Source organism: Synechococcus sp. W60.3, assembly GCF_047502615.1.
Taxonomy (GTDB): domain Bacteria; phylum Cyanobacteriota; class Cyanobacteriia; order Thermostichales; family Thermostichaceae; genus Thermostichus.
The window spans coordinates 18712-43663 of the sequence record NZ_JANSHJ010000014.1 but is presented as its reverse complement, the minus strand read 5'-3'; the positions used below and the strand labels follow the sequence as shown (position 1 = coordinate 43663).

Genomic DNA, 24952 nt, shown 5'->3' with positions numbered 1-24952 from the left:
TAAGACCCTTGGGCAGGCCTCAACCCCTCGCTAGAGACGAGGCCGGGGCACCTCTTCCGACTTGCTTTCCAGGGGTTGCTCCTGCTGCAAAAGCTGGCGAAAGGCCGGCTCGTCCAGCCGGTAGTCCCGCTGCTCGATCAGATCCCGCTCCGTAGAGTAGATGGTGTCCGACTCCCGCACCACTTCTTGGCGGCGGAAGCGGCGGGCAAAGTCGAGCTTGCGCAGCAGCGCCTCGGAGGGACGCTTCAGCCGCTCTTGCCAGAACCGCCGGATGCGATTGCGGCGCTCCACCCCCTGGTTGCGGAACTGCAACGTCAGCCACCGCACTGCAGGCACTGCCAAAAACAGCGTGCCGTAGAGAAAGAGGAATCCAATCAGCGGGTAGATAAACGCCAAAAAGGCGTTGCTGCCAGCGGCGGCTGCCACCTCCTCCCGCGCCCCGTAGAGAATGGCCGCCAAGAGAAAATTGAGCACACCCAAGCCAGCAGCTAGGGTCAGTTGCTCAGGGGTGGCGCGGCTAAACACCCAGGGTTTTTCTTGCAACACCTCCGGGATCTTCTTGGAGCGGCGCTCTGAGGCGGCCACCTGTAGCTCTGGGAAGCGATAGACGATATCGCCGTCCTCGCTTACCTCCGGCTGGCCGTCGAACTTGAGCAGAATGGGCAGCATATAGTCTTCGTATTCTAGGGCCGGGGATCCCGGCTCCACATCCAGGTAGGGCAGCACCTGCTCGGCGGCGATCACCCCCCCGTTGGCGCGGATCACTTGGCCGATCAAGGCATAGCGCTCCTCTTCCAGGTTGGCGTTGGGATCCCCGTCCCCAAACAGGAAGCTGTACACCGCCTCCAAAAAGTTCATCTCCGATTTTTCCCGGCGGGGCTGCGCCCGACCGGAATAGCCCCCGTAGTAGGGGTAGGGACTCCAGAAGGGGTTGCCCACCCAAAGGTTGGGGAAGTAGAAGAACCCCACCTCGCGCGAGCGACTGCGACTGCCGCTGCCCTCTTCACGACTGCTGGCCATCTGCAGAGCTATCAACGCCAGGGTGATGAGGATAATCGACACCACCAACAGGATGCCGAAGGAGATGCGCAGCCCGTAGAGAAAGCCGCCCCACAGCTTGCGTCGCAAGGCTGCCAGCCGATCCTGCTGCTCCCTGCGCTTGAGAATGTCGCGAAAGTCGGGCGGGAAAACGTAGGCAATCTCCCCCTGCCGCGAAACCTGGAGATGCCCCCCAGCCTTTTGGGCTAACTTCAGCAACTCCTGTTTGGCCTCCTCTAGGGCCAGGCCTGTGCTGGAGGCAATATCTCCCAGAGTGACCCGCAAGCCCAACTGCTCTACTGCATCGATGACCAATGTCTGTGTAGCCACTCTCAACCTCCGCTGGTTACCTACTGTTGCCCGGGATCCAACTGGGACGCTCGCCCAGCATCTGCAGCCAAGGGTTACAGCCATCCCTATTCCCAGTATCTCTCTTCAACTCGGGGGCGACGAGGGCGGCTGTTGCTGCTTTTGGGTCAGGCAGCCTGTCTCTGCGCCGACCCAGGGCTGGGCTAGGGCAGCCAGGCCATCACCGCTAGCAGGGCGAAAAGGATCCCGATCAACACCCACGTCAGCCGTTGGGTATTCAAGGGGGGAGCAGCCTCGCGGCGGATGGGATCGGCGACTTTTGGCAGGGAAGCTGGGCGGCGGGGGCGCTCATAGACCAGACGGCGTTCCCCTGGCTCGGCCTCTTCCAGATGGCTGAGATCTGGGATTTCGAGCAACCACTCTGCTGGTCGCCGCAGACGCGGAGCCTGCCAGATGCCCAACACGTAGCGGGCCTGTTGAGCCACTTCCGGATCCGGGTTGCCCAGCAAGGTTTGCGCCAAGCGGATCGCCTCCTGGGTCTCTCCAAGGGCCTCCTCGGCCAGGGCCTGCCAGAGCCGCAGCTTGCCCGCTTGCGGGTAGCGGCTTTGGGCCTGTTTCACCTGTTCCAGAACCCGACGGTATTGTCCCCGCTCAAAGCTGGCCTCAATCCGGGCCAGATGCTGGGGCAGGCGCAAGTCTTCGGGAGGGATCAACTCCGGATCCACCGATAAACCCCCCTAGGTAAGCTTTTGTTCTACCCCAAACCCCACCAGCAGCAGCTCCTCCAAGGGCTGACCGTGAGGGGGTCGTTGGTAGGTGAGGATCTGGCGCAGGCGCAGGCGTGGGTTAAGCAAGGTGATGGTATCCACAGCAACGACGCGGGTGTAGGTGGTGGTCATCACCAGTTGCAGGGATCCGGGATCGAAGCGGAAGCTGGCCACTATGGGGCGGTCTTCCTCATAGGCCCGATCCCGCAAGTAGTCGCCCTCCAGCCCACGGGGCCCTTCTCGCCGGGGCACGAAGAGCATGTTTAGCTCTTGCCCAGCCTCCTCCCCTTTTTCGGAAACCGTCTCAAACGCCAGGTGGAAGCCCAAAAACCCGTCCACACCGTGGTTGGGGTAGTTGTTGTCGGCCAGTACCTTCTCCTTGAGCTCAGGGGTGAGGGTGCGAATGGTGAAGTCGGTGCGCGAACGCTCCACCTCCCCTCGATCTAAATAGTGGTAGGTGCGCTCGGTGTGCCAGGCGCCAATGCAGCAGTTGAAGAAGTGGTGAAATTTTTGCAGGGCATTCATGCCAGAGGGATCGAGAGCAGGGCCAAGTGGACGGCTAAACCTGATCCTAAAACGAATCGCAGACAAACAGGCACTCCCCTTCTCCCCCTCAGGTGTTAGCTGCCGCTGGGATCCCCTGGGCCACCGACAAAGTCGCCCCCAACACTTCCAAAGCCCGCTGCAACTGCCCATCCTCAGGGCCGCCCAGGCTTTCTGCCGTCAGGGGAACAGGGCCCGCGGCCACCTCCACATCGGGCTGGATCCCTTGGCGATGAATGTCGTGGCCGTTGGGGGTGAGGTATTTGGCAGTGGTCACGGCCAGCCCCGAGCCGTCCGCCAGCTCCAGCAGGGATTGGATCAGCCCCTTGCCGAAGGTGCGCGTTCCCACCAGTTGCGCCCGTCCGCTGTCCTGCAACGCCCCCGCCAAGACTTCGCTGGCGCTGGCACTGCCCTGGTTCACTAAGACGACCAAGGGGGCTGCCGTGAGGACTTCGCCGGTGGCGGGAATGCCGTCCTGAATGCCGTAGCGATCCGTCACTCGCACGATGTCGCCTTTGGGGATCCAAAAGCGAGCAATCTCAATGGCCGCCTGCAGTAACCCTCCGGGGTTGTTGCGCAGATCGAGGATGTAGCCCCGCACTCCTCGCGCTTCTGCGGCCTGGATGGCCTGACGCACTTGAGCGGCGGCATTGCCGTTAAACTGGCTGAGGCGGATGTAGGCTACCTCCCCCTGGGGCAGCTTGAAAAAACCGGTGCGCACCGGGTTGATCAGGATGGACTGCCGCACCAGCTCCACCTCCCAGATGCGCTCCTGCCGCTTTAGCCGTAGGCTAACGGTTGTGCCGCTGGGGCCGCGCATGCGTTCTGCCACCTCATCCAAGCTCAGCCCTGCCACTGGCACCTGATCCACCGCCAGGATCTCATCTTGAGGTTGGATCCCGGCCCGCTCGGCAGGAGTCCCCTCCATTGGGGCGATGACCCGTACTGCCCCCTGCCCGTCGATGGCAATCTGGAGGCCGACGCCGCTCAACTCGCCAGCAGTGGAAGTCTGCAGGCTGAGGTAGTGCTCCCTGTCCAAAAAGCGGGTGTAGGGATCCCCCAGAGTTGCCAGCATCTCCTCGATGGCCCGGTAGGTCTCTTGCCGATCCTTCAGGGGCCGAGAGAGAAAGCGCTGGCGCACCTGCCACCAGTTCTGTCCGTTGAAACCCGGATCCACGTAGGCCCGATCCACATAGGCCCACGCCTGCGCCAGCAGTTGCTGCTCTTCCCCCCAGCGGCTGGCCTGCACCTGACAGGCGCCAATGCCCAAACTCGCCCAGAGCAGGCACCCTAGCAACAAAACTCGGACAGCCTGGCGTAACCCCCATCCGATCCCCAACCCTCTGCAACTGCTTTCCCCAGATCTCGGCTTCTGCGCAATCATCGGATCCCAAACTGAAGAAGAAGCTAAGAAATACTAAGAAACGTGAACAAGATGAGACATCAGCAGGCGTTTGGGCTGTTGGTGTAGGGATCCCTGTCTCAAAGCTGAGCCCGACTTCATGATCGTGTTAACGAATTGTGTTACAGTGCCATAGGGAGTGGGCCCGCCCCGCCCTGGATATCCAACTCTAAAAATTGCAGGCATCATGAGCAAAGTTTACGACTGGCTAGACGAGCGGCTGGAGATCACGCCTTTCGTCGATGACGCAACCGGAAAATTCATTCCGCCCCACGTTAACATCTTCTACTGCCTCGGCGGCATCACGCTGGTGTGCTTCCTCATTCAGTTTGCCACCGGCTTTGCCATGACTTTTTACTACCGTCCAACGGTGGCCGAGGCTTTTGAATCGGTCAACTACATCATGACCCAGGTCAACTTCGGCTGGCTGCTGCGCTCCATCCACCGCTGGAGTGCTTCCATGATGGTGTTGATGATGATTCTACACACCTTCCGGGTTTACCTGACGGGGGGGTTCAAGAAGCCGCGCGAGCTGACCTGGGTAACCGGCGTGATCTTGGCGGTACTGACGGTTTCCTTTGGGGTTACCGGTTACTCCCTGCCTTGGGATCAGGTGGGCTATTGGGCAGTCAAGATCGTCTCCGGGGTGCCCAGTGCCATTCCGGTGGTGGGGGATGCCCTGGTCCAGCTTATCCGCGGCGGCGAGGCAGTTGGCCAAGCCACCCTCACCCGTTTCTACAGCCTGCACACCTTTGTGTTGCCTTGGCTGACGGCGGTCTTCATGACGATGCACTTTCTGATGATCCGCCGCCAGGGCATCTCCGGGCCTTTGTGATCCCAAACCGGTTCTTGTGAGCCGGGCACCCTGGATGCATCTTTTCAGAACTTTTGCCCTAGACAAGGAGAATGGCTATGCCGGTCTCAAAGCAAGTGATAGCAACCGAGGCGATTACCCGCAAAGTTGACCTAGACAATCCCAAAGTTTTGGCCAAGCTGAAGAAGAACATGGGCCACATGACCTACGGGGAGCCCGCTTGGCCCAACGATTTGCTCTTTATGTTCCCGGTGGTGATCCTGGGCACTATTGGGGTGATTGTCGGCCTGGCGGTCATGGATCCGGCGGGTGTCGGCGAGCCGGCGGATCCCTTTGCCACGCCGCTGGAAATTCTGCCGGAGTGGTATCTCTACCCCGCGTTTCACATTTTGCGCATTGCTCCCAACAAGCTCTTGGGCATTGCCCTGATGTCGGCCATTCCGGTCGGCCTTCTGTTTGTGCCTTTCATCGAAAACGTCAACAAGTTTCAGAATCCGCTGCGCCGCCCCGTGGCGACGACGGTGTTTTTGATCGGCACCTTGGTCACCCTCTATTTGGGCATTGGCGCCACCTTGCCTCTGGATAAGTGGGTCACCCTGGGCCTGTTCTAGAGGGCAGAATATCGGCTTGATAACTCTGAGTGCAGCAGGCCGGTGGCCGGGCTGCACTTTTTTTGGACGTGGGGGACTTTTCGGCAAACCTGGGGGCCAAGGGATGGTAATATCGCTACGCATTCTTTTGCTGTGACCGCCCATGAGCGTTCCTTCCTCTGCTGTCCGAACCTATCGGATTACAGCCCTGGCCGGAGATGGGATCGGTCCTGAAATCATGCAGGTGGGGCGGGCGGTTTTGGATGCGGTTGCCGCTCAGGTGGGGTTTTCCCTCCAGTGGCAGGAGGGCTTGATTGGCGGGGCCGCCTACGAAGCCACGGGGGATCCCTTGCCGCCAGAGACCTTGAAAATGGCCCAGGAGAGCGATGCTGTTTACTTGGCGGCAGTTGGCGACTTTAAGTACGACACCCTGCCGCGGGAGAAGCGCCCTGAGCGGGCTTTGTTGGGCTTGCGGGCGGGCCTGGGGCTGTTTGCCAACTTGCGCCCGGTGAAGATCTTTCCGCAACTGGTGCAGGCCTCTTCCCTCAAGCCGGAGGTGGTTGCCGGGATCGACCTGGTGGTGGTGCGGGAGCTCACCGGCGGCATCTACTTCGGCCAACCCAAAGGGATCTTCACAGATGCCAAGGGATCCCGGCGGGGTGTGAACACCATGGCCTACAGCGAGGCGGAGGTGGATCGCATTGCCCGTGTGGCTTTTGAACTGGCCCGCAAACGCCGGCGCAAGCTCTGCTCGGTGGATAAAGCCAATGTCCTGGAAGTGTCACAACTGTGGCGGGAGCGGGTTACCGCCATTGCGGCTGAGTACCCCGACGTGGAGCTGTCCCACCTGTACGTCGATAATGCTGCCATGCAGTTGGTGCGCTGGCCCAAGCAGTTTGACGTCATTCTCACGGAGAACCTCTTCGGGGATATCCTCTCCGACGAGGCGGCGATGCTGACCGGGTCCATCGGCATGTTGCCCTCTGCCTCTTTGGGATCCTCTGGCCCTGGGGTGTACGAACCCGTACACGGGTCAGCCCCGGATATTGCCGGACAAGACAAGGCCAACCCCATTGCCCAGGTGCTCTCCGGGGCAATGCTGCTGCGCTACTCCTTGGATCAGCCCCAGGCTGCCGACCGCATCGAACAGGCCGTCGAGGCGGTTTTGGCCCAGGGCTACCGCACTGCCGACATCTACTCTGAGGGGATGACCCTCGTCGGCTGTCGGGAAATGGGGGAAAAGATCTTGGCTGCTCTGGCCCAGCAGCAAGCCTCCCCCCAAGGATCGCTCTCAGCCCCTGGTGGTTGAGGGGAGGTTCCCTCGTCGCTGCCCTGCCCTGGTGGCACGGCTACTCCTCTCCCAGAGGGAGGGATTGTCCCGACTGGTAAATTCCTGGAAACGGCCCTAGGGGCAGCTTCTCCCCCTAGGCAAAGCGATGGCCAAGCTGCATTGGGTCGTGGACGGTGATCTTTTTCTTGTGGATGGAAATGTAGTTCTTCTTGCGCAGCTCCCCCAACAGACGAGTGATGGTGACGCGAGTGGAGCCGATCGCTTCCGCAATGGCCTGGTGGGATAGCTTGAGATCGATGGTGACTCCATTGGGGCCGGGCACCCCGAAGTCGCGGCAGAGGATCAGTAGAAAGCTGACCAGACGGGATCCCATGTCGCGGTGGGCCAGCGTCTCGATCATCATCTCCGTCTGCAAGATGCGGGAAGACAGGCTCTTGAGGAGCAACATGGAGAGCTCAGCGTTCTCCCGCAAGGATTTTTCCACCTGTTCGATGGGCAGAGAGAGCAGCTCGACGCGGGTAAAGGCCACCGCGTGATAGAAGCGGTCGGAGCGCTGCCCCGTGATGAAGGAGAGCACCCCAAAGATGCTGTTTTCCCGCAGGAGAGCGACGGTAATTTCTTCCCCCATTTCGTAGACCCGCGAGAGCTTGACAGCTCCTTTCACCAAAAAGTAAACCCGCTCCGCCGGATCCCCAGGAAAGAAGATGGTCTTACCGCGCTCAAACGTTTCGATAACCGGAGGATGGTGAGGCCCTCCCAACTGTTTGAAGGCTGCAACCAGAGATTTTTCTGCAATGGCCACTGCCATATTCTTCAACCTTTTAAGGTCAGTTTATCCCTTAGAATCAACCCAACAAGATCAGCCAGGAGTGCCGGGGTTGAGCTGCCCGCTATTGACCCAAGCCACCCTTGACTCAAAAATGACCTCGGCGGCAAGATTATCCTAAGCTAAAAGACTCTGCTTGGATATCTTTGTAGCAGGAGCTACATCTTTGAAGTCTTGTCTCCTGTCCAAGATATGCTTCTAGCGCACTGTTTTGGGACGGTGCAGGCGGGAGGTGCGAGGAAAGTTATATGGGGATCGCGCAGGGTGGGGTTGCCGCCCCTTCTCAGCTAAGCCGTCAGCATTTCACGGTGCGGATGCCGGAGCCGGCCAATCACCTTTTGGAGGTGGAACTACAGATCCAAGAGGTGGATCCAGAAGTACCTCTGCAACTGCGGCTGCCGGTGTGGACGCCGGGATCCTACCTGGTGCGGGAATATGCCCGCCATGTGCAAGAGTTTCAGGCAGCAACGGAGCAAGGGATCCCTTTGGCCTGGCGGAAGGTAGATAAGCACACTTGGGAGATCGAGCCGCCCCGCTGTTCGGCTGTCGCGATCCGCTATCGGGTCTACGCCTACGAGCTGACGGTGCGCACCAACCATTTGGATCTCACCCACGCCTACTTCAACGGGGCGGCGCTCTTTCTCTACGTGCCCGGTCGCGAGCGGGAGCCCTACACCTTGACGATAATCCCTCCCAAACCCGACTGGCACGTCGCCACCAGTTTGCGACCTTTGAGGTCTTCTTCTGAGGATGCTGCTTCCGGCCAGTCTTTTGTGGCGGCAGACTACGACGAGCTGGTGGATAGCCCGGTGGAGGTGGGCCTGCACCAGTTGCGGTCGTTTGCGGTGGAAGGGATCCCTCACTACTTCGTGGTCTGGGGAGCGGGCACCCTAAATTTGGAGCAAGCGGTGGCCGATGCCGAGAAAATTGTCCGGGCCACGGCGGCGTTTTTTGGCGAGCTGCCCTACGACCGCTACTGGTTTATTGTGCATTTGTCAGCCGGGGGATTTGGCGGCCTGGAGCACAAGTACAGTGCCACCCTCAATTATTCTGGACTGGAGCTGCATCAGCCCCACTCCTACCGCCGCTTTTTGGCGCTGCTGGCCCATGAGCTTTTCCATGCTTGGAACGTCAAGCGGCTGCGCCCTCTGGCTTTGGAGAAAATTAACTACAACCAAGAAAACTACGTGGACTGTCTGTGGTTTTGCGAGGGGGCAACCAGCTACTACGAAAATGTCATCTTGCTGCGGCCAGGGATCCTCAGCGCCGAAGATTTTTTAAAGATCCTGGCCGAGCAAATTGGCCGGCTGCAGCGCACTCCAGGTCGAGCCGTACAATCGCTGCGAGAATCCAGTTTCGACGCCTGGATCAAGCTCTACCGTCCCCACGAAAATAGCCTCAACAGCCAGGTTTCCTATTACCTAAAGGGCGCTTTGGTCTGCTGGCTGCTAGATCTGCACATTCGCCACCTCTCAGGGGGGCAGGGATCCCTGGACACGGCCCTGCGGGATCTGTGGCAGCGCTTTGGTCGGACAGAGAAAGGCTACAGCAACCAAGACTTGCAAGAGGCGTTTGAGCGGGCAGCCGGCGCCGATCTCAGCCCCTTTTTCGCCGCCTATGTGGACGGCACGGAAGAGCTAGACTACAACGCCTACCTCCACCCCTTTGGCCTCACCCTCAAGGTTCACTTCAGCCGACCCAACCCTCCCCCCTACCTGGGCCTCAACTTCAACGGCGAAGGCAATCGCATCAGCGCCGTCGAGATGGGATCCCCCGCTCAAAAAGCCGGCATCTGGGCTGGCGATGAGTTGGTGGCCTTGGATGGCTTCCGGGTAAGCGCCGCCACCTTGCCGGAGCGCCTGGCAGCCTATCAGCCCCACCAAACCATCTGTCTTAGCGTCTTCCAAGGCAATCAGTTAAAGCACTTTTGGATCCCCTTGGATCCGCCCCGCCCGGATGTGTACACCCTGGAGGCCTTGCCTGAGCTCACTCCCGCCCAGAAAGCGCTCCAGCAGGGCTGGCTGGGATCCCTTCTGGCTCAAGAGTAAGCAGGAGGTAGCAATGCTTTAAAATCTTCCTAGCTGTTCACAACTCCTGAGTTACAGCCTGTTAAGAGCTCAAGGGGTACAATAGCAGCACTTAGCAAACCAACTTCGGAAGGAGGATGGATTGATCAGTAGTAAAGAAGTCTTCACTATCTGCTCCATGCTATATTTCCCAATTCTGCAAAGCTGCCGAGTAAAATGCTTCAACACTGACCACATCATCTCAATGGGATTCAACTCCGGCGCATACACAGGCAGGTATAGGATTCGTGCTCCTGTCCCCCTAATCAATTCCTCAACTTCCCGACTCTTGTGGATATTCAAATTGTCCATAATCACAACCTTCCTCGCATCTAGCTTCGGACATAACTCGCTTCTCAAAAACTCCAAAAAGTCCTCTTTCTTCATCCCACCCTTGATGACACGACAGCCAACTACACCTCTCAAGGAAATAGCTCCAATAACCGTATACTTTTCACCCTTGTATCTCTGACGATAATGATAAGCCTTTTGACCACGTAAACTCCGAGATACTCTCCGCTCCATTCCCTCCCAGACTCCCGTCTGGTCGATGGCAATCAAATCCTCCGCTGGAATATTCCTGACTTCTTGACTATAAGCTAGTCGTTCCCTTTGCACCTCCTCTTCTTTGACTTTTGCACTGCGGTAGGTCTTTTTTTTAGAGTCATTCCTTGCTTTTTCAAGAAATTATGTATCGTGACGATGCTTACATTGATTCCTAAGCGCTCGCGCAACAGTTCTTGATACTGCCACAGGTAGAAGTCTGGGTGTTCTGTAATAATTGCCATCACTTCCTGCCGATGTTGTTCCAAAATGCCCACTCGCTTGGTGCCTGCTTTCTTAGGAGCTAAATCTTGAGTTTGTTGGTACTGACGCACCCAGCGGTGTACTGTTCTTTTGGTCACCATGAAGCGTTTAGCTACCTGGCGGATGGAGGTGTTACCTGCCTGGTAGGCTGCTACAACTCTTTGCCGCAAATCCAAAGAATGAGTCGGCATTCCTTTCTCTCCTTCCTCTTGAATACCTGTACCCTATTTTAAATTAAAAGGCTGTAGGTTAAAGAAAATAGGATAAATAGGATCAAGGGAAGATGACTCTGCTTTTAGGTCTTCTAATTGGATTGGCTATTGGTTTCTGCCTGGGCGTTTATACCTGTAGGCTCACTCAAAGAGCTAATAGTCAGTTACTGGATGAGATTCTAAGAAAGTTACAAGCTGATCTTGAGGGCTTCAAACTTCATATCTCAGAAAGTCTGTCCGAAAGTTACCAAAACTTCCTTCAGCATTTAGCTGAGTACAGAAGTCAGCTAGTTAAGAACATAAGTAACCAGCAGAATATCCTGAGCAGGCTATTAGAAAGTACAGAAAAAATTTCCCAGAATCTAAGCTCAAGTTCTAGCCTTCAAAAGACGAAGGAAACTAACGAGCGAACTGCTGGCGCGCGACTCAAGAGTTTGCCGCCAGGGACGATTAGCTGTGAACAGGTGAAAATAGGGGTATTTCTGTGGTCTAGGAACATAAGGATGAAGAACCCGATCCCATCTAGTAAAAAAGCCGATGCAGAAGGAGAACTCGATAACAAGCTGAACTGGATATCAAACCTTATGGGTCAGAGGTACTCGCTGATCGAGAAGCTTTACAAAGAAATTAAATCTGGCATTGGAGAAGAAAAGGCCTTAACTCTTTGCTTAAAAGGCAACTCCCCGGAAGTGATAAGTTATAGCTGCCAACTTGCTTCCACTCTACATAAGGTTAATTTCTTAGAGGAATATAACTACTCAAAATCCTCCAAAAACCTGAGGGTAAAGCTAAGCAAGTCTCCAGAGGCAATCAAGTTCCTATCTGGAGATTGGCTGGAGAGATATGTCAAACAGCAACTGATCAAGTTTGCTAGAGAGCAGGGACAGAAGATCGATTTTTCCTACATCGCAAATGCGGAAGTTACTTTGCCCAACGGTAGCGACTTTGAGATCGATCTCTTCTTCCACATTAACAACCGATTCTACTGGATAGAGTCGAAGACCGGCAGCTATAGAGACTGTATAGAGAAGTACTCTTGGCTCGCCTCCGAAATGGGTCTCGGCCCAGATCAAGTCTTTCTGGTCTTGGCAGATGTTGATCAAGAGACGAGAAGTAGGATCTACTCCTCCTATAATCTTTCAGCTATTAGTGTCGAGGAGGTTGAGTCTCTGCTGTACAGAATTGTGAGGAGGTAGGCCCAGTCTAAGCTACCACCTTGACAGCCTGCTCCATACACCACCAGGGATCCTCGGCAAAAGCTGGCATGGGCGTGCTGCCCGCCTTGCCCAAGATGGCCAGCCTGACTTCTCTATCCAGACGGGATCCGGAGCCATAGGGATCGTCAGAGGGGGGCTCCAGCCTTTGTCCTAGAGGGGGCATTGCCATAATGCCCGGCTGCATGCCGGTACTGGTGACCCAGATTTTGAAGCGATCCACCGCCGTTTCTGTGTCTTCGGGCAGTTGCATCTGGAGCAGATAGCGAGGGCCAGAGCCAACTAATACGCTTTCGCTGGGGCGCAGGCGGGCAGGAGAGTCCGGCTGGTAGGGATAGACTAAACCGACGCTGCACTGCCGTTCGTCAAAGACTGTTACATAGACGTGCACCGGCGTAAGGGCCCTGTTGCGCAGGGCGATGGCGAGGTTGCGGCCTGCTTGAATTTGCACCTGGCCTTGGGGATCCCGCGGCAAAGGGCTAACTTCAGCAGGGCTAGAGCCACTGGCCGGCGTTTCCAGTTGCAGAAACTCTACTTCCAGAACACTGCTCAGAGCATCGCTGGCAGGTTGCAGGTTGAGGAGGTTGTCGAAGGCGGCCACATGTTCCAGCAGCCGCACCAGCTTGCGGGGCAGAGCCTGTGGCTTTTTTACCGGGATCCGAAAGGCTGCCAGCGCCACCTCTTCCTCCCGTCGGTAGAAGTGGTAGATGGCATCTGGCAGCATCTCTACCCGCAAGTCCGCTGCTTCTGGGTCGGTGTAGGCTAGAAGCGGCGAGGCCGGCAGAGCCGCCAGCAACTCGGCAACAGGCATTTGCGCTTGGCTGGGATCCGCACAGGTGAAGGCCACCCGCAACGGCTGAAACCGGACGGCAGACATGGGCGATCCTCAGAAAAAATCTCGTGATCCAGATCTACCGGATCCGCAGACCCAGCTCCAGCTTTGCCCTGTGCTGTAACGGCAAAGCATGGCAACGCATCCTGAACCAATCGGGCGTTCGCTTCAGCAGCGCGGAGCGCCTACGCTTGGGGAGAGATGCCTCACTGCCGGCATGGTGAATTAGGGACTAGCCACTGGCTAGCTAAGTGCGCTCGTAGAACCCAAAACTAGGAATCCCTACCCTTTAAGGCAGGGGGCAGGTCAACCAATTCTGAAGGGGTACCCATTACCTCGAGGGAAGTGCTTGCTTTCTGCCAAAGCAACCCGCTATGCTACCGCCCAGATTGAGGCATCCTTCTGTGGCAAGTCAGCAGCTTCGAGTCTATGTCCCCTCTCACCCGCTCATTAAGCACTGGTTAGCTGTGGCTCGCGACGTGGAAACCCCCACGCCCTTGTTTCGCAGTGCTCTATCGGAGCTGGGCCGCTGGCTGACCTACGAGGCGATGCGGGATTGGATCCCAACTCAGGCGGTGCAGGTGCAAACTCCTCTGGAACCTGCTGCAGCAGAAGTTATCGCCCCCAACACGCCGCTGGCCATCGTGCCTATTTTGCGGGCTGGGCTGGCCCTGCTGGAAGGCTGTCAGTCCCTCTTGCCCCAGGCACGGATTTTTCATGTGGGCCTGGTGCGGGACGAAAAGACGCTGCAGGTGAGTTGTTACCTCAATCGCCTGCCGGAGCGGATCCCGGAGCAGATGCGCATTCTCATCCCTGAGCCGATGTTGGCTACTGGCGGCACCTTGCTCTGGATCTTGGACGAGCTGAAAAAACGGGGAGCGGATCCCAGCTTAGTGAGAATTGTGAGCGTCTTGGCTGCTCCGCCGGGGCTGCAGCGGCTGGGATCCCATTACCCGATGGTGCAAATTTTCTGCGCCATGATCGACGAGCGGCTAAATGACCGGGGGTTTATCCTGCCCGGGCTGGGGGATGCTGGGGATCGCGCTTTCGGCACCTGATCCCTCAAAGGAATCGCGAGTCAAGAGGCTTGCTCTGCCGCTAGTATCGGCTGGGCACGGCAGCAGAGTGTAACATTTGGCATCAATTGCCCCAATGCCGCTCTGGGTGCTTCACTCCTCCAGAAGGTGGCCAAGAAGGGCACGTTGAATTAAACCTCTTCACTTCTGTCAAGGCTGTTGGATGATGGGAATGCTGGCCGCTTGAGCCCCAAGCCCGCCTCAGGGATCCGGCTTGCGCTCCTCGGGCTAGAGGCCGTTTGATCTGGCTAATTGACTGCTGCCAGCGCCTTTTCCTTTCCTGGGCTTATGCGACTTGTCCTCAGCAGTTTGGATGGCAGCCTCTTAGATCCCCAGTCCAACAGCTATGGCGCTGCCCGACAAGCTTTGGCGGCTTTGGAGCGCCGCTCCATTCCCTTAGTGCTCTACAGCCTGCGTACCCGCGCCCAACTGGAACATCTGTGTCGACAACTGCGCCTGGAGCATCCCTTCATCTGCGAGGACGGCTCCGCTATTTACGTTCCCGAACATTACTTTCCCGCAGGCATTTTGGACGAGCGCTGGCAACACCGCCCTCCCTACTACGTGTGTGCCCTGGGATTGCCCTACCCCTGCTTGCGCCACATTTTGCAACAGGTGCGCCAAGATTACCACTTGGATCTCATCGGGTTCGGGGATTGGACAGCCTCGGAGCTAGCTGCCGCCACTGGGATCCCTTTGGAGGAAGCAGAACGGGTGCAAAAGCGGGAATATAGCGAGATTTTCAGCTATTCCGGGGATCCAGCAAGGCTGCGAGAAGCCCTTGCCCAACAAGAGGCCACCCTCACCCAGCACTTGTTACGGCTGCACCAGCTCCACTTCTCCGACCCCTCGCGGTGGTATTTGACCGGCTGGAGGCGGACAACCTTAACCTCAGAGCCCAGTTCCCTACCGGGAGAACAGGCGGTGCGGCTGCTCCTGGATTGCTACCAGCGGCATTTGGGCCCTGTCAGGGCCTTGGGCATCGGCTGCTCCCCCCCAGATTTGGCTTTTTTGCGGTGGGTGGAGCGGAAAGTAGTGCTTCCCAGCCCAATTGCGGATAGCCTCTGGAAGGAGGCCGTTCGCCTCGGCGGGCCAGAGGTTCAGACCCAGTGGCAACTGGCCCGGCTCCCCGGTCCTGAGGGGTGGAACGAAGTGGTGTTGAGGTGGCTGGAGGAAACCGATCATGGGGATGAATAAGCAACAAACCGGTGGACGGACTGCTCCCTTGGGCCTGCGTGTGGTGGGATGCCTGATGAGTTTGGCGCTAGGACTGCCTGCCTCTGCCCAGCCGCCTATGAATCTGCTCACCGGGGAGCCGACAGTGGCCCAACTCAAGGAAGATGCAGCCCGCTACCTGCAGATGGGCTTTCACACCCTAGCCATCAACGCCTACCGGGCCGCCCTTGAGCTGGAAGACAAAACCAAAGTTCTCCCCAGCGAGCGGGATCCCGACGTGCCTTTTAACCTTGGCCTGATCTACGCCCGCCAGGGCAACCTCCCAGAGGCGCGAGCTGCCTTCCAACGTGCCGTAGAAGTGGATCCCACTAGCTTTAAGGCACGCTACCAATTGGCTCTGGTGGATCTTAAGTTAGGGAACCTGGTAGCGGCCAAGGAGCAGCTTACCCTCTTGGCCCATGCTGCCCGCAGCAATCCCGAAACCTACAGCCACATCCAGTCCCTGCTGGCCCCCCTGGAGTCGGTGCCCTTGCCCAACCAGCAGGCCAGCAACCCGCCTCGCCCTCCAGCCGCTGAGCCAGAAGCAGCCAAGCCTGCGCTCGAGCCCGAAAGGGACAAGACAACCACTCCACGGGCAGCCGCCTCGAAAAAGCAGCCAGAAGAGGAGAAGCCTCTCTCGGCCTTGCAACGGCTACGTCGGCGGGAGTTGGACTAGTCCAAACCGGGCCCAGACAGCTACAGCTTAGGAAGGAGAGCTAACCCCCCCCGAGAGCTACTGGGAGTGGAGCTTTCCCCAGCGCGCTTGACACTTAGGGCATAAAAAAAGGCTGGTATTAAACAGCACTTTTCAAGCTTGCAGGAGCAGCAGTAGAATCCTGCTAGCAAGGCAGCAAAGGCGGGATCCCTTCATGAAAGATTTCTATAGCGAGCTGGAGGTAAAGCCCGACGCGACCTCTGAAGAAATCAAAGAGAGCTACAGGCGGCTTGCCAAAGAGTATCATCCCGATCGGCTTCCTCCCGGTACACCGGAAAAGGCCCGACGGTACATCGAAGAAAAATTTAAGTCCCTTCAAGAAGCCTATTCAGTGCTGAGTGATCCCGTAAAGCGGAAAGCCTACGATTCCCAGAGGCTTTCCCAAACGAAAGGAAACGAACGTGATCTAGGTCTAAAAGCCAAACCAAGCTACAGCACACAAGACGGCAGCACTTGGCCGTTTGACCCTGACAAGATACAGAAAGCTGCCGAGGAGATAGAGCTGCGGAGGCGAAGGATTGAAACCAACTATAACCAGAAAATAGAGCAAGTGAAGTCAGAGCTAAAGAGAAACCTTATTTTAATCGGCATTAAGGAAGAGGATGCCAGAGTTGACTATACCTTCCTTACTAGAGACGAAAATATACAGAGCTGCTTTGTCTTTTTGTTTTTGGGCTTGTTGGCTTTCTTAGGAGGCTGGGGATGGATTGGTGCTATACTCGTACTCATTGCTTTGGTATCCGCTTGGTCGGCATTTTTTGAATCTGGGTATAGTAAAGAGCAAGTGGAAAAAGCCAAAAGTCTCCAAGAAAGGGCAAAGTCAGAAATAGAACTGCGCGAGAAAGAAAAAAGCTCAGAGCTCTCTCAACTGACGCTTTACTGCAGGAGCAGGATCGACTACCTTTAAGAGTCTCCCCCTTGAGTCTTTATCCCCTGAGTTTATAAGCGGGCTTAGCGGAGAGGATCAACTCTTCCTGTTGACAGCGATAAAGGAAAGAGCCGACGCTGAAAAGCTAAAGGAGGATCTGAAACTAGCAGCTGGGATCGCTGTCGGTATTGGCATATTAGCCGTCTTGTTTGGTTTGGGCGGCGGATTCTACCCCCATTGATCCTGCTTCCTAAGCCGGCAGGAGCAGTAAAACTTTGGGGTCTGGGTCCTCAGACGAGTTTTTTGGCGGCAAAACCAGACTTTGTCACTCTTGGTAGCTGAGGCCAAGCCGAGTCATTTCAGTGATTTCGTATCTGTAGCCTTCCAGTCTCCTGTCCAATTCGATCATGGACTGGGCAGCCGCTATAACCTGATTTGCTCGACTGATGATAGCTTCTCTCCGAGGAGGATCCCAAACTATGCGATCCAAGACTGTCCACCAGCTTGGATCAATCAAACGTGGGGCAATGAGGGCAAGGATAGCATTCTTAGATCTTGTCGGCATACTATCAAAATAGGATTCAATGCTTTGTGCGCTGAAAATATCTGGTCGTATATATTTGTCAAACAGCTTATCCACATCCGATTCACCCTTTACATACTTGAGAATCTCCACGACGCTTGATAGGCTAACTCCTTCTTGGTAAGCCTTGTGAAGATATACTGAAGGTTTCGTGGTCAACAAAAGCTCGACATACTTTCTAATACGAGGTCTTAGAATCTCCTCTGCCTCCGCCAGGCGTTTCAGAGCTATCTCATGCTCCTCCATCTCTAGGTAGCATTCAATCTCTGTAACATAGACTAAAGATAGGATTAAGATGTACTCGCAAGCCAAAATGCCGTCGTTCTTGTTCCAATTGGAATCCCACGCAGCTAGATAATAGTGCTCAGCCTCAAGCAGAGGCTGAATGACCTCGGTTACCAATCGCTTCCTGTTGGTCGAAGAAGACATCTTCAAAGCTATTTCTGCAACGTCGATAGCAGACTTAGCTTTGGCAAGAAGCGATCTATCTATGGATTCTCGAAGACTTTCTACGGATGCTTGAAGACTTTGGATTCGAGAATCGATTTGATTGAGTTTAGAGGTAACGACTGCAAAGTCTACGGCAGACAAACCCAAGTTAGTTAGACCAATAGCAGCATTGAATTTGGTTAAGCCTAAGACAGTGTTTAGTTTACCTCTAGTGTCAATTAGTCTTAGGTTGATCTGCCTCAACTGAATGTTGGCAATAATCCCGTTGACTATGTCCACTGCCGGGATGCAATTGCTAATGCTATCTGCGAGTGTCAAGCCTCCAGTTTCTCTCAGCCAGGCCACCACCCGCTTAGAGGCCACTTCTCGCACCACGCCGCCTACGCCTCGTAGGTTCCATTCTGCAGGCCTTTCAGGATGGCTTTGGGGATCTCGAGGATGACTTGCTCGGCAACCATGAGTCAGGAGCTCCCTGCGTTTGCTGCCGTCAAACTAGCACAGAGAAAACCTTCTGAAAATACTTGTACTTGGAGAGTTCGCCAAGGTTTATTCTCAGTTACAGGGGCAAGAGCCTAGCATAGAGATCTAGCCCTCCTCGCTGTTGCGTTGCCGCCATGTCTGAGCCTGCCGGTCGTCTGGTTTGGAACCACTCCACCCACATTTCCGGGCTGATCCCTGTTCTGGAGCGCCTGACTCGACAACCTGGCATTAAAACCGTAACGCCAGGTGCTCTGTCTTGCAGTCGCGGGCGGATCCCGCAGTTGCAGTTGCGGGTTTCCGTGCCCATTCGAGGGGGCTACAAGTTGGTGGCCCGCAAGGGCAGCAGCGTGCAAGAGGTCTTCGTGGTTACCGACCTCAGCCAGTTGGAGCTGGAAGCAGCGATTCGCCGCTGCTTGGAGTAGATTGGGGTTTTCTTGGCAACGCAGTCCTGCTTTGGGCGCGCCATGTCCCGTGCTAGCCTCAAGCCCGCCCGCATTAGCGCTGTGGTGCCCGGATCCCTGGCGGCAAAGGTGGGCATTCGGCCAGGGGAGGCCCTGGTGAGCATCAACGGCGAGAAGCCCCGCGATCTCATTGACTATCGCTTCTTGTGTGCCGATGAATATCTCTGCCTGGAGATCCTGGACAGCCAAGGGATCCGGCGCATCGTCGAGCTGGAAAAAGACATCGATGAAGATCTGGGGCTGGAGTTTGAGACGGCTTTGTTCGATGGCCTCATCCAATGCACCAACGCCTGCCCCTTTTGCTTCATCGACCAACAGCCCCCTGAAATGCGGGCAACGCTGCACCTTAAAGACGACGACTACCGCCTCAGCTTTCTCTACGGCAGCTACCTCACCCTTACCAACTTGACCGCTGCCGAATGGGATCGCATCGCCCGCCTGCGCCTTTCCCCCCTCTATGTCTCGGTTCATGCCACGGAGCCGGAGCTGCGCAGCCGCCTGCTCAAAAACCCGCGCGCCGGTCTGATCCTGGAGCAGTTGGCCTGGTTTCGCCAACACCGCCTGCAAGTGCATGCCCAGGTGGTGGTCTGCCCGGGCTGGAACGATGGAGAGCACCTCACCCGCACGCTCTTGGATCTGGCCGCTTTTCGCCAACCTGTCGAAGGGATCCCAACCGTCCTCTCGGTGGCGGTGGTACCGGTGGGGCTGACCCGCTTCCGCCCCCCCAATGACGAGCTGATCCCGGTGGATGCCGCCAAGGCGGCGGAGGTGATTGCGCAGGTAGAAGCGCTGCAGGCGCAGTTTCGGCAAGAATTGGGGTCCACCTTTGCCTGGCTGGCCGACGAGTGGTACTTGCTGGCAAATCGAGAATTGCCGCCGGCAGAGCACTATGAAGATTACCCCCAACTGGGGAATGGAGTGGGATCCCTGCGCCTGTTCTTGAGCGAGTTTGAGCAGGTGCGGCTGCCGACTGGGATCCCTTCTCCTCTCAAAGTTCTCTGGGTGGTGGGCAACGCAGTGGAGCGAGCCTTCCAGCCGGTGGTGGAGCGGATGAACAGCATCCCCAGGTTGCAGTTGCATCTTCTGCCCATTGCCAGCCAATTCTGGGGACAAACCCTGACGGTAACCGGACTGTTGACGGGGCAAGACATTCTGGGCGCTTTGAAATCGGTTGAAAACTTGGCAAGTTACGACGGCCTGCTTTTGCCCCAGATCGCCCTCAAGGATGGGGAGCGCTTTTTGGACGATCTCACCTGGCAAGAGTTGCAGGCCCAAGTGGGGATCCCGGTGATGCGGGTGGATGGGGGCCCGGCGGGCTTGCTGCAGGCGGTGCAGCGGCTAGGATCAAGGGCGACCTCGAGCGGGACGCTGTGAGGCTATGCAGCGGCTACAGCGAGGGTTGGTTCTCTTGCTTTGGGCGGGGCTGGGGATCCTGGCCATCACAGCTTTGGCCTCTTTCTATGTCGATCTGGCCTGGTTTGCCGAGCTGAATGCCCTGCCGGTGCTCTGGACGCGGGTGCTGGCTCGCTGGGGGCTGGGCCTGGGCGCCTTTGCCTTTGCCCTGGCGGTGGTGGGATCCAACATCCGCGCCTGCTGGCGGGGGGCAAGCACAGCCGGGGCCTGGGCCATTGCCCTGGGGTTGAGCGGCGGCTTGGCCTGGTCTCTTTCTCAGCACTGGTTCGCGCTGCTGCTCTGGTTGCACCAAGTCCCTGTCGGCGAGTCCGATCCAATCTTCGGTCGCGACCTGGGCTTTTTTCTTTTCGGCCTGCCCTTCTGGGAGACGCTGCAGCAGTGGTGCTTCAACCTAGTGCTGCTCACTTTGATCACGGTGGCGCTTATTTACCTAGTGGAGCTGGGGCTATCGGAGCAGCGGCTGACGCTGGCTCTGTCTTTATTTGCCCAACGGCACCTGCTGATCTTGGGGGGAGCTCTGTTTTTGCTTCGTGCCTGGGGCCATTGGCTGGAGCGCTACGAGCTGCTCTATTCCACCCGCGGCGTCGTCTTTGGCGCCGGCTTTGCCGATGTGCACGCCACTTTGCCAGCTACCACGTTGATGAGCGGGGTGGCTTTCCTGACAGCAGTTGGCTTCTGGGCTTTGGCCCGCCAGGGGATCCGATTCAACCTTCCCTTGTTCAAGTCTTGGTGCCCTGCCTGGGCCAGTTCCCTGCTGGCGCCGGCCCTGCTCTGGGGGGCCTACCTGGGGTTTGGGCTGCTGACCACCCGGCTTTACCCGCAACTGCTGCAAACCCTTTTGGTCACGCCCAACGAGCTGGAGCTGGAGCGCCCCTACATCGAGCACAACATCCGTTTTACCCGCGCCGGCTTTGGCTTAACCCAGGTGGAGGTCAAGCCCTTCCCAGAGGAGGGATCCCTTACCTGGGAGATCCTGCAGCAAAATCAATCTACCCTGAGCAACGTGCGCCTTTGGGATGCGGAGCCCTTGTTGGCCACCTACCGCCAACTCCAGGAGATCCGCCCCTACTACCAGTTTCCCTATGTGGATGTGGATCGCTACCGCATAGGGGGAGAGCTGCGCCAAGTGATGCATGCAGCACGCGAGCTGGACTTTGCCCAGGTACCGCCAGCGGCCCAAACTTGGGTTAACCGGCGCTTTTTCTACACCCACGGCTATGGCCTCACCCTCAGCCCAGTTAACGTGGTTACTCCGGAGGGGCTGCCAGACTTTTTTCTGGCAGATATCCCACCGCGGATTTCCCCGCGCTATCCAGAGGTGGCGCAGGTGCTGCGGGTGGAGCAGCCGGCCCTCTACTATGGCGAGCTGACCACCACCGACGTGTTCGTGGGGGCCGAGGCGCGTGAGCTGGACTATCCCGCTGCCGATCGCTATGTCTACAGCAGCTACCGCGGCACGGGCGGCGTGCCCATCCCCCACCTCTGGCAACGGCTTCTCTACGCCTGGCACTTCCGGGATCTGCGCATCCTTCTCAGCCGCGAGCTCTCCCCCAGCACCCGCTTCCTCTATCGCCGCCAAATCCGGGAACGGGTGCGCCAGGTGATGCCCTTTTTGCTCTACGACCAGGATCCCTACCTGGTAATTCAAGGGGGCAGGCTCTACTGGTTTTTCGATGCCTACACCACCAGCAGCCGCTACCCCTACTCGGAGCATCTGCCCGGCTTCCCCTTCAACTACATCCGCAACTCTGTCAAGGCGGTGCTGGACGCCTACAACGGCAGCATCGACTGGTACATTGCCGACCCTCGGGATCCCCTCATCCAAGCCTACGCCCGCATCTACCCCACCCTGTTCAAGCCGCTAGAGGCCATGCCGGAGCCGCTGCGGCAGCATATCCGCTACCCCCAAGATCTCTTCCGGGTGCAGGTGCAGCAATTTGCCACTTACCACATGACGGATCCCCGTGTTTTCTACAACCGGGAAGACCAGTGGCAGATCCCCAACCAGTTCCGCAAGCGGCGGCGCCTGCCCATGCAGCCCCAGTACCTCATCCTCACCTTGCCAGAGGATCCCCAAAAGGGATCCCCAAACCAGCCCGAGTTTGTCTTGCTTTCTCCCTTCACCCCCCTCAACAAACAAAACATGGTGGCCTGGATGGCGGCCCGCTGCGATGGGGAAAACTACGGCAAGCTGCTGGTGTACGAGTTTTCCAAGCAGCGCCTCATCTACGGCCCAGAGCAAGTAGAGGCGCGGGTCAACCAGGATCCGGCCATTTCCGAGCAAATCGCCCTCTGGAACGAACACGGGTCGCGGGTGAACCTGGGCACCCTGCTGGTCATCCCCATCGAGACCTCGCTTCTCTACATCCAGCCCCTCTACCTGGAGGCAGAACAGGGCCGCCTGCCCCAGCTCACCCGGGTCATCGCTGCCTACGAAGACCGGGTGGTGATGGAGCCCACCCTCAGCCAGGCTCTGGAAGCCCTCTTCTCCCCCACCGGCAGCCGCCGCTCCAACCGCTGAGGCCGGGATCCCTTCTCAGATTTCTAAGGGTAGTTGACAGAACTTAACGGATGATTTAAGGTTAGGTTGTCAATCTTCGCGCTTCCTCAGGGAAGTTTGCCATCATGACCACTGTTATCCAACGTCGCTCAACCAGCAACGTGTGGGAGCAGTTTTGCGAGTGGGTCACCTCCACCGACAACCGCCTCTACATCGGTTGGTTCGGGGTGCTGATGATCCCCACCCTGCTGACTGCCACCACCTGCTTCATCATTGCCTTCATTGGTGCTCCCCCGGTGGACATCGACGGGATTCGCGAGCCAGTTTCGGGTTCGTTGCTGTATGGCAACAACATCATCACCGGCGCGGTGGTGCCTTCTTCGGCTGCGATTGGCCTGCACTTTTACCCGATTTGGGAAGCCGCTTCTTTGGACGAGTGGCTGTACAACGGCGGCCCCTACCAGCTGATTGTGCTGCACTTTTTGATTGGGGTGTTCTGCTACATGGGCCGGGAGTGGGAGCTGAGCTACCGCTTGGGGATGCGTCCCTGGATTGCGGTGGCTTACTCGGCGCCGGTGGCGGCGGCGACGGCCGTGTTTTTGATTTACCCGATTGGGCAAGGCTCGTTTTCGGACGGGATGCCGCTGGGGATTTCGGGGACGTTCAACTTCATGTTGGTGTTCCAAGCGGAGCACAACATTTTGATGCACCCGTTCCACCAGCTGGGCGTGGCTGGCGTGTTTGGGGGTGCGCTGTTTAGTGCGATGCACGGGTCGTTGGTGACCTCGAGCTTGATTCGTGAGACTTCGGAGGAGGAGTCGCAGAACTTGGGTTACAAGTTTGGGCAAGAGGAAGAGACCTACAACATCGTGGCGGCGCACGGGTATTTTGGCCGGTTGATTTTCCAATATGCGTCGTTCAACAACAGCCGGAGCCTGCACTTTTTCCTGGCGGCGTGGCCTGTGATTGGGATTTGGTTTACGGCGCTGGGGATCAGCATCATGGCGTTCAACCTGAACGGGTTCAACTTCAACCAGTCGATTGTGGACAGCAACGGTCGCGTGGTTGGGACGTGGGCGGATGTGCTCAACCGTGCCAACCTGGGGATGGAAGTGATGCACGAGCGGAATGCGCACAACTTCCCGCTGGACCTGGCGGCGGTGGAAGTGGCGCCGGCCATCCGCGGCTAATCCACTCCTGACCTAGTCGACCAGTCCTTCTTGAATCCCCTGGCAGACGCTGGGGGGTTTTTTCTTCTACCGCCCTCTCCGATCCAGGTGGGAGACCAAAATGGCAAACGGTTTCACCAGGATCTTTCCCCCAGTCAGTTAGAGTAGGGCTATCGCATCTGCGAGTAAAGGATATGGCGATCATTTCTTCTCGGGCTGCGGGGGCTGAGGATCCCGGGCAGCGGCAGCAAAAGAGTTCTGCTCGCAGAAGAGAGTCGAAATTGGCTTTTGCTAGGGCGGAAGGGCTACTGCAACCGCAGGCTCACCGCAGCGAAGCTCAAGAAGAATCCCTGCGCCCGCGCACCCTGGCAGAGTACATTGGCCAGACAGAGCTGAAGGAAGTGCTCTCCATCGCTATTGCAGCGGCCCGCGCCCGCGGGGAGCCTTTGGATCACCTGCTGTTCTACGGCCCGCCTGGCTTGGGCAAAACCACGGTGGCCGCGGTGCTGGCGGCGGAGATGGGATCCCGCTTCTACATGACCACGGCCCCGGCGCTGGAGAGCCCCCGTGACATTGCCGGCTACTTGGTGCGCCTGAAGCAGGGGGACGTGCTGTTTATCGACGAGATCCACCGCCTGCCCAAGGTAACCGAAGAGCTGCTCTATCCAGCAATGGAGGATTTTCGCCTCGACATCACTGTTGGCAAGGGACGCTCGGCCCGCATCACCTCCATACCCCTGGAGCGCTTTACCCTCATCGGGGCCACTACCCGCATTGGCGCTCTGACTTCGCCGCTGCGGGATCGCTTTGGCCAGGTGCAGCGGCTGCGCTTCTATGAGCCCCACGAACTGGCGGAAATTGTGTTGCGCAGCGCTCGCCTCTTGAACACCTCCATTGACCGAGCGGGAGCCGAGGAGATTGCCCGCCGATCCCGAGGCACACCGCGCATTGCCAACCGCCTCCTGAAGCGAGTGCGCGATTATGCCCAGGTGCGTGGGGATGGCCACATCAGCCGTGAGGTGGCAGCCGCTGCCCTGGAGCTGTTTCAGGTGGATCCCATGGGTTTGGACTGGACGGATCGCAAGCTGCTGACGGTACTGGTGGAGCAGTTTGGGGGAGGGCCCGTGGGCTTGGAGACCATGGCCGCAGTGACAGGTGAAGATCCCCAGACAATTGAGGAGGTGTACGAGCCCTACCTGCTGCAGATTGGCTACCTGCAGCGCACGCCAAGGGGTCGGGTGGTTACCCCCGCTGCCCTGCAGCACTTAGGCTACACAGCCCAGTCCCCTCTGCCTGTGTGGAGCTAATGGT

The 24952-nt window shown here is 57.6% G+C and carries 22 protein-coding genes; 14 read left to right on the top strand and 8 right to left on the bottom strand.

The window, feature by feature from the left end; genetic code table 11:
- Positions 1–30: 30 nt before the first annotated feature.
- The 4 genes from NW846_RS06755 to NW846_RS06740 form a co-directional block, all read right to left on the bottom strand.
- Positions 31–1368: a hypothetical protein gene (locus tag NW846_RS06755; RefSeq protein ID WP_041438408.1), complete on the bottom strand. Its 1338-nt coding sequence runs from the start codon at positions 1366–1368 to the stop codon at positions 31–33.
- A 182-nt stretch (positions 1369–1550) separates the two neighbouring features.
- Complete coding sequence (locus NW846_RS06750) at positions 1551–2072, bottom strand: hypothetical protein (RefSeq protein WP_228375239.1); 522 nt, start codon at positions 2070–2072, stop codon at positions 1551–1553.
- Between the two features lie 12 nt (positions 2073–2084).
- The gene (locus NW846_RS06745; protein WP_011430623.1) at positions 2085–2639 is read right to left on the bottom strand and encodes a phycobiliprotein lyase; all 555 of its coding nucleotides are present in this window, start codon (positions 2637–2639) and stop codon (positions 2085–2087) included.
- A gap of 88 nt (positions 2640–2727) precedes the next feature.
- Entirely contained in the window at positions 2728–4041 is a 1314-nt protein-coding gene (locus tag NW846_RS06740; RefSeq protein ID WP_414346913.1) for a S41 family peptidase, read from the bottom strand.
- Between the two features lie 205 nt (positions 4042–4246).
- Here NW846_RS06740 and petB point away from each other — a divergent pair, with 205 nt between their 5' ends.
- The 3 genes from petB to leuB all read left to right on the top strand — a co-directional run bounded on the left by petB (position 4247) and on the right by leuB (position 6772).
- Entirely contained in the window at positions 4247–4894 is a 648-nt protein-coding gene (petB, locus tag NW846_RS06735) for a cytochrome b6 (RefSeq protein WP_011430625.1), read from the top strand.
- Between the two features lie 77 nt (positions 4895–4971).
- Positions 4972–5484 carry a cytochrome b6-f complex subunit IV gene (gene petD / locus NW846_RS06730; RefSeq protein ID WP_049749760.1) on the top strand — a complete coding sequence of 171 codons (513 nt, stop codon included), beginning with the start codon at positions 4972–4974 and terminating at the stop codon, positions 5482–5484.
- 142 nt (positions 5485–5626) lie between these two features.
- Complete coding sequence (gene leuB, locus NW846_RS06725) at positions 5627–6772, top strand: 3-isopropylmalate dehydrogenase (protein WP_011430627.1); 1146 nt, start codon at positions 5627–5629, stop codon at positions 6770–6772.
- 115 nt (positions 6773–6887) lie between these two features.
- On the opposite strand, the gene ntcA is transcribed toward leuB, so the two are convergent.
- Positions 6888–7562 (bottom strand): global nitrogen regulator NtcA, encoded by a 675-nt coding sequence (ntcA, locus tag NW846_RS06720; RefSeq protein ID WP_011430628.1) that lies wholly within the window; start codon positions 7560–7562, stop codon positions 6888–6890.
- A 266-nt stretch (positions 7563–7828) separates the two neighbouring features.
- On the opposite strand from ntcA, the gene NW846_RS06715 reads away from it, so the two are divergent.
- Complete coding sequence (locus NW846_RS06715) at positions 7829–9628, top strand: M61 family metallopeptidase (protein ID WP_414346914.1); 1800 nt, start codon at positions 7829–7831, stop codon at positions 9626–9628.
- 69 nt (positions 9629–9697) lie between these two features.
- Here NW846_RS06715 and NW846_RS06710 read toward each other — a convergent pair.
- Positions 9698–10644 (bottom strand): IS630-like element ISSoc15 family transposase gene (locus NW846_RS06710; RefSeq protein ID WP_414515616.1). Its coding sequence is split into 2 segments (ribosomal slippage): positions 9698–10308 and positions 10308–10644, totalling 948 coding nucleotides; the frame shifts between segments, so codons are not numbered across the junction.
- A 92-nt stretch (positions 10645–10736) separates the two neighbouring features.
- Here NW846_RS06710 and NW846_RS06705 point away from each other — a divergent pair.
- On the top strand, positions 10737–11861 hold the full coding sequence (locus tag NW846_RS06705; protein ID WP_414515614.1) for a hypothetical protein: 1125 nt from the start codon (positions 10737–10739) through the stop codon (positions 11859–11861).
- A gap of 7 nt (positions 11862–11868) precedes the next feature.
- On the opposite strand, the gene NW846_RS06700 is transcribed toward NW846_RS06705, so the two are convergent.
- Positions 11869–12756 carry a hypothetical protein gene (locus NW846_RS06700; RefSeq protein ID WP_011430631.1) on the bottom strand — a complete coding sequence of 296 codons (888 nt, stop codon included), beginning with the start codon at positions 12754–12756 and terminating at the stop codon, positions 11869–11871.
- Between the two features lie 329 nt (positions 12757–13085).
- Here NW846_RS06700 and upp point away from each other — a divergent pair, with 329 nt between their 5' ends.
- The 4 genes from upp (at position 13086) to NW846_RS06680 (ending at position 16624) form a co-directional block, all read left to right on the top strand.
- Positions 13086–13769, top strand: coding sequence for a uracil phosphoribosyltransferase (upp, locus tag NW846_RS06695; protein WP_049749761.1), 684 nt, complete (start codon positions 13086–13088; stop codon positions 13767–13769).
- A 306-nt stretch (positions 13770–14075) separates the two neighbouring features.
- Complete coding sequence (locus NW846_RS06690; RefSeq protein WP_099813378.1) at positions 14076–14984, top strand: HAD hydrolase family protein; 909 nt, start codon at positions 14076–14078, stop codon at positions 14982–14984.
- Complete coding sequence (locus tag NW846_RS06685) at positions 14977–15678, top strand: tetratricopeptide repeat protein (RefSeq protein ID WP_414515612.1); 702 nt, start codon at positions 14977–14979, stop codon at positions 15676–15678. The genes NW846_RS06690 and NW846_RS06685 overlap by 8 nt, the downstream gene beginning before the upstream one ends.
- Before the next feature lie 193 nt (positions 15679–15871).
- Positions 15872–16624: a DnaJ domain-containing protein gene (locus NW846_RS06680; RefSeq protein WP_414515610.1), complete on the top strand. Its 753-nt coding sequence runs from the start codon at positions 15872–15874 to the stop codon at positions 16622–16624.
- Between the two features lie 286 nt (positions 16625–16910).
- Here the strand turns inward: NW846_RS06680 and NW846_RS06675 are convergent, their stop codons facing one another.
- On the bottom strand, positions 16911–17990 hold the full coding sequence (locus tag NW846_RS06675; RefSeq protein ID WP_414515608.1) for a hypothetical protein: 1080 nt from the start codon (positions 17988–17990) through the stop codon (positions 16911–16913).
- A gap of 242 nt (positions 17991–18232) precedes the next feature.
- Here NW846_RS06675 and NW846_RS06670 point away from each other — a divergent pair, with 242 nt between their 5' ends.
- The 5 genes from NW846_RS06670 to ruvB all read left to right on the top strand — a co-directional run bounded on the left by NW846_RS06670 (position 18233) and on the right by ruvB (position 24948).
- Positions 18233–18520: a DUF2103 domain-containing protein gene (locus NW846_RS06670; protein ID WP_011430637.1), complete on the top strand. Its 288-nt coding sequence runs from the start codon at positions 18233–18235 to the stop codon at positions 18518–18520.
- A 42-nt stretch (positions 18521–18562) separates the two neighbouring features.
- On the top strand, positions 18563–19933 hold the full coding sequence (locus NW846_RS06665) for a TIGR03279 family radical SAM protein (protein ID WP_011430638.1): 1371 nt from the start codon (positions 18563–18565) through the stop codon (positions 19931–19933).
- A gap of 4 nt (positions 19934–19937) precedes the next feature.
- Positions 19938–22493: a UPF0182 family protein gene (locus NW846_RS06660; protein ID WP_414515606.1), complete on the top strand. Its 2556-nt coding sequence runs from the start codon at positions 19938–19940 to the stop codon at positions 22491–22493.
- A gap of 104 nt (positions 22494–22597) precedes the next feature.
- Positions 22598–23662: a photosystem II q(b) protein gene (psbA, locus tag NW846_RS06655; RefSeq protein WP_011430136.1), complete on the top strand. Its 1065-nt coding sequence runs from the start codon at positions 22598–22600 to the stop codon at positions 23660–23662.
- 173 nt (positions 23663–23835) lie between these two features.
- The gene (gene ruvB, locus NW846_RS06650; protein ID WP_414347189.1) at positions 23836–24948 is read left to right on the top strand and encodes a Holliday junction branch migration DNA helicase RuvB; all 1113 of its coding nucleotides are present in this window, start codon (positions 23836–23838) and stop codon (positions 24946–24948) included.
- The last annotated feature ends 4 nt before the right edge of the window (positions 24949–24952 follow it).

Coding starts and splice junctions, on each gene's coding strand:
- NW846_RS06745 (WP_011430623.1), bottom strand. CDS start 2,639: ATGAATGCCCTGCAAAAATTTCACCACTTCTTCAACTGCTGCATTGGC.
- NW846_RS06740 (WP_414346913.1), bottom strand. CDS start 4,041: ATGATTGCGCAGAAGCCGAGATCTGGGGAAAGCAGTTGCAGAGGGTTG.
- petB (WP_011430625.1), top strand. CDS start 4,247: ATGAGCAAAGTTTACGACTGGCTAGACGAGCGGCTGGAGATCACGCCT.
- petD (WP_049749760.1), top strand. CDS start 4,972: ATGCCGGTCTCAAAGCAAGTGATAGCAACCGAGGCGATTACCCGCAAA.
- leuB (WP_011430627.1), top strand. CDS start 5,627: ATGAGCGTTCCTTCCTCTGCTGTCCGAACCTATCGGATTACAGCCCTG.
- ntcA (WP_011430628.1), bottom strand. CDS start 7,562: ATGGCAGTGGCCATTGCAGAAAAATCTCTGGTTGCAGCCTTCAAACAG.
- NW846_RS06715 (WP_414346914.1), top strand. CDS start 7,829: ATGGGGATCGCGCAGGGTGGGGTTGCCGCCCCTTCTCAGCTAAGCCGT.
- NW846_RS06705 (WP_414515614.1), top strand. CDS start 10,737: ATGACTCTGCTTTTAGGTCTTCTAATTGGATTGGCTATTGGTTTCTGC.
- NW846_RS06700 (WP_011430631.1), bottom strand. CDS start 12,756: ATGTCTGCCGTCCGGTTTCAGCCGTTGCGGGTGGCCTTCACCTGTGCG.
- upp (WP_049749761.1), top strand. CDS start 13,086: ATGCTACCGCCCAGATTGAGGCATCCTTCTGTGGCAAGTCAGCAGCTT.
- NW846_RS06690 (WP_099813378.1), top strand. CDS start 14,076: ATGCGACTTGTCCTCAGCAGTTTGGATGGCAGCCTCTTAGATCCCCAG.
- NW846_RS06685 (WP_414515612.1), top strand. CDS start 14,977: ATGAATAAGCAACAAACCGGTGGACGGACTGCTCCCTTGGGCCTGCGT.
- NW846_RS06680 (WP_414515610.1), top strand. CDS start 15,872: ATGAAAGATTTCTATAGCGAGCTGGAGGTAAAGCCCGACGCGACCTCT.
- NW846_RS06670 (WP_011430637.1), top strand. CDS start 18,233: ATGTCTGAGCCTGCCGGTCGTCTGGTTTGGAACCACTCCACCCACATT.
- NW846_RS06665 (WP_011430638.1), top strand. CDS start 18,563: ATGTCCCGTGCTAGCCTCAAGCCCGCCCGCATTAGCGCTGTGGTGCCC.
- NW846_RS06660 (WP_414515606.1), top strand. CDS start 19,938: ATGCAGCGGCTACAGCGAGGGTTGGTTCTCTTGCTTTGGGCGGGGCTG.
- psbA (WP_011430136.1), top strand. CDS start 22,598: ATGACCACTGTTATCCAACGTCGCTCAACCAGCAACGTGTGGGAGCAG.
- ruvB (WP_414347189.1), top strand. CDS start 23,836: ATGGCGATCATTTCTTCTCGGGCTGCGGGGGCTGAGGATCCCGGGCAG.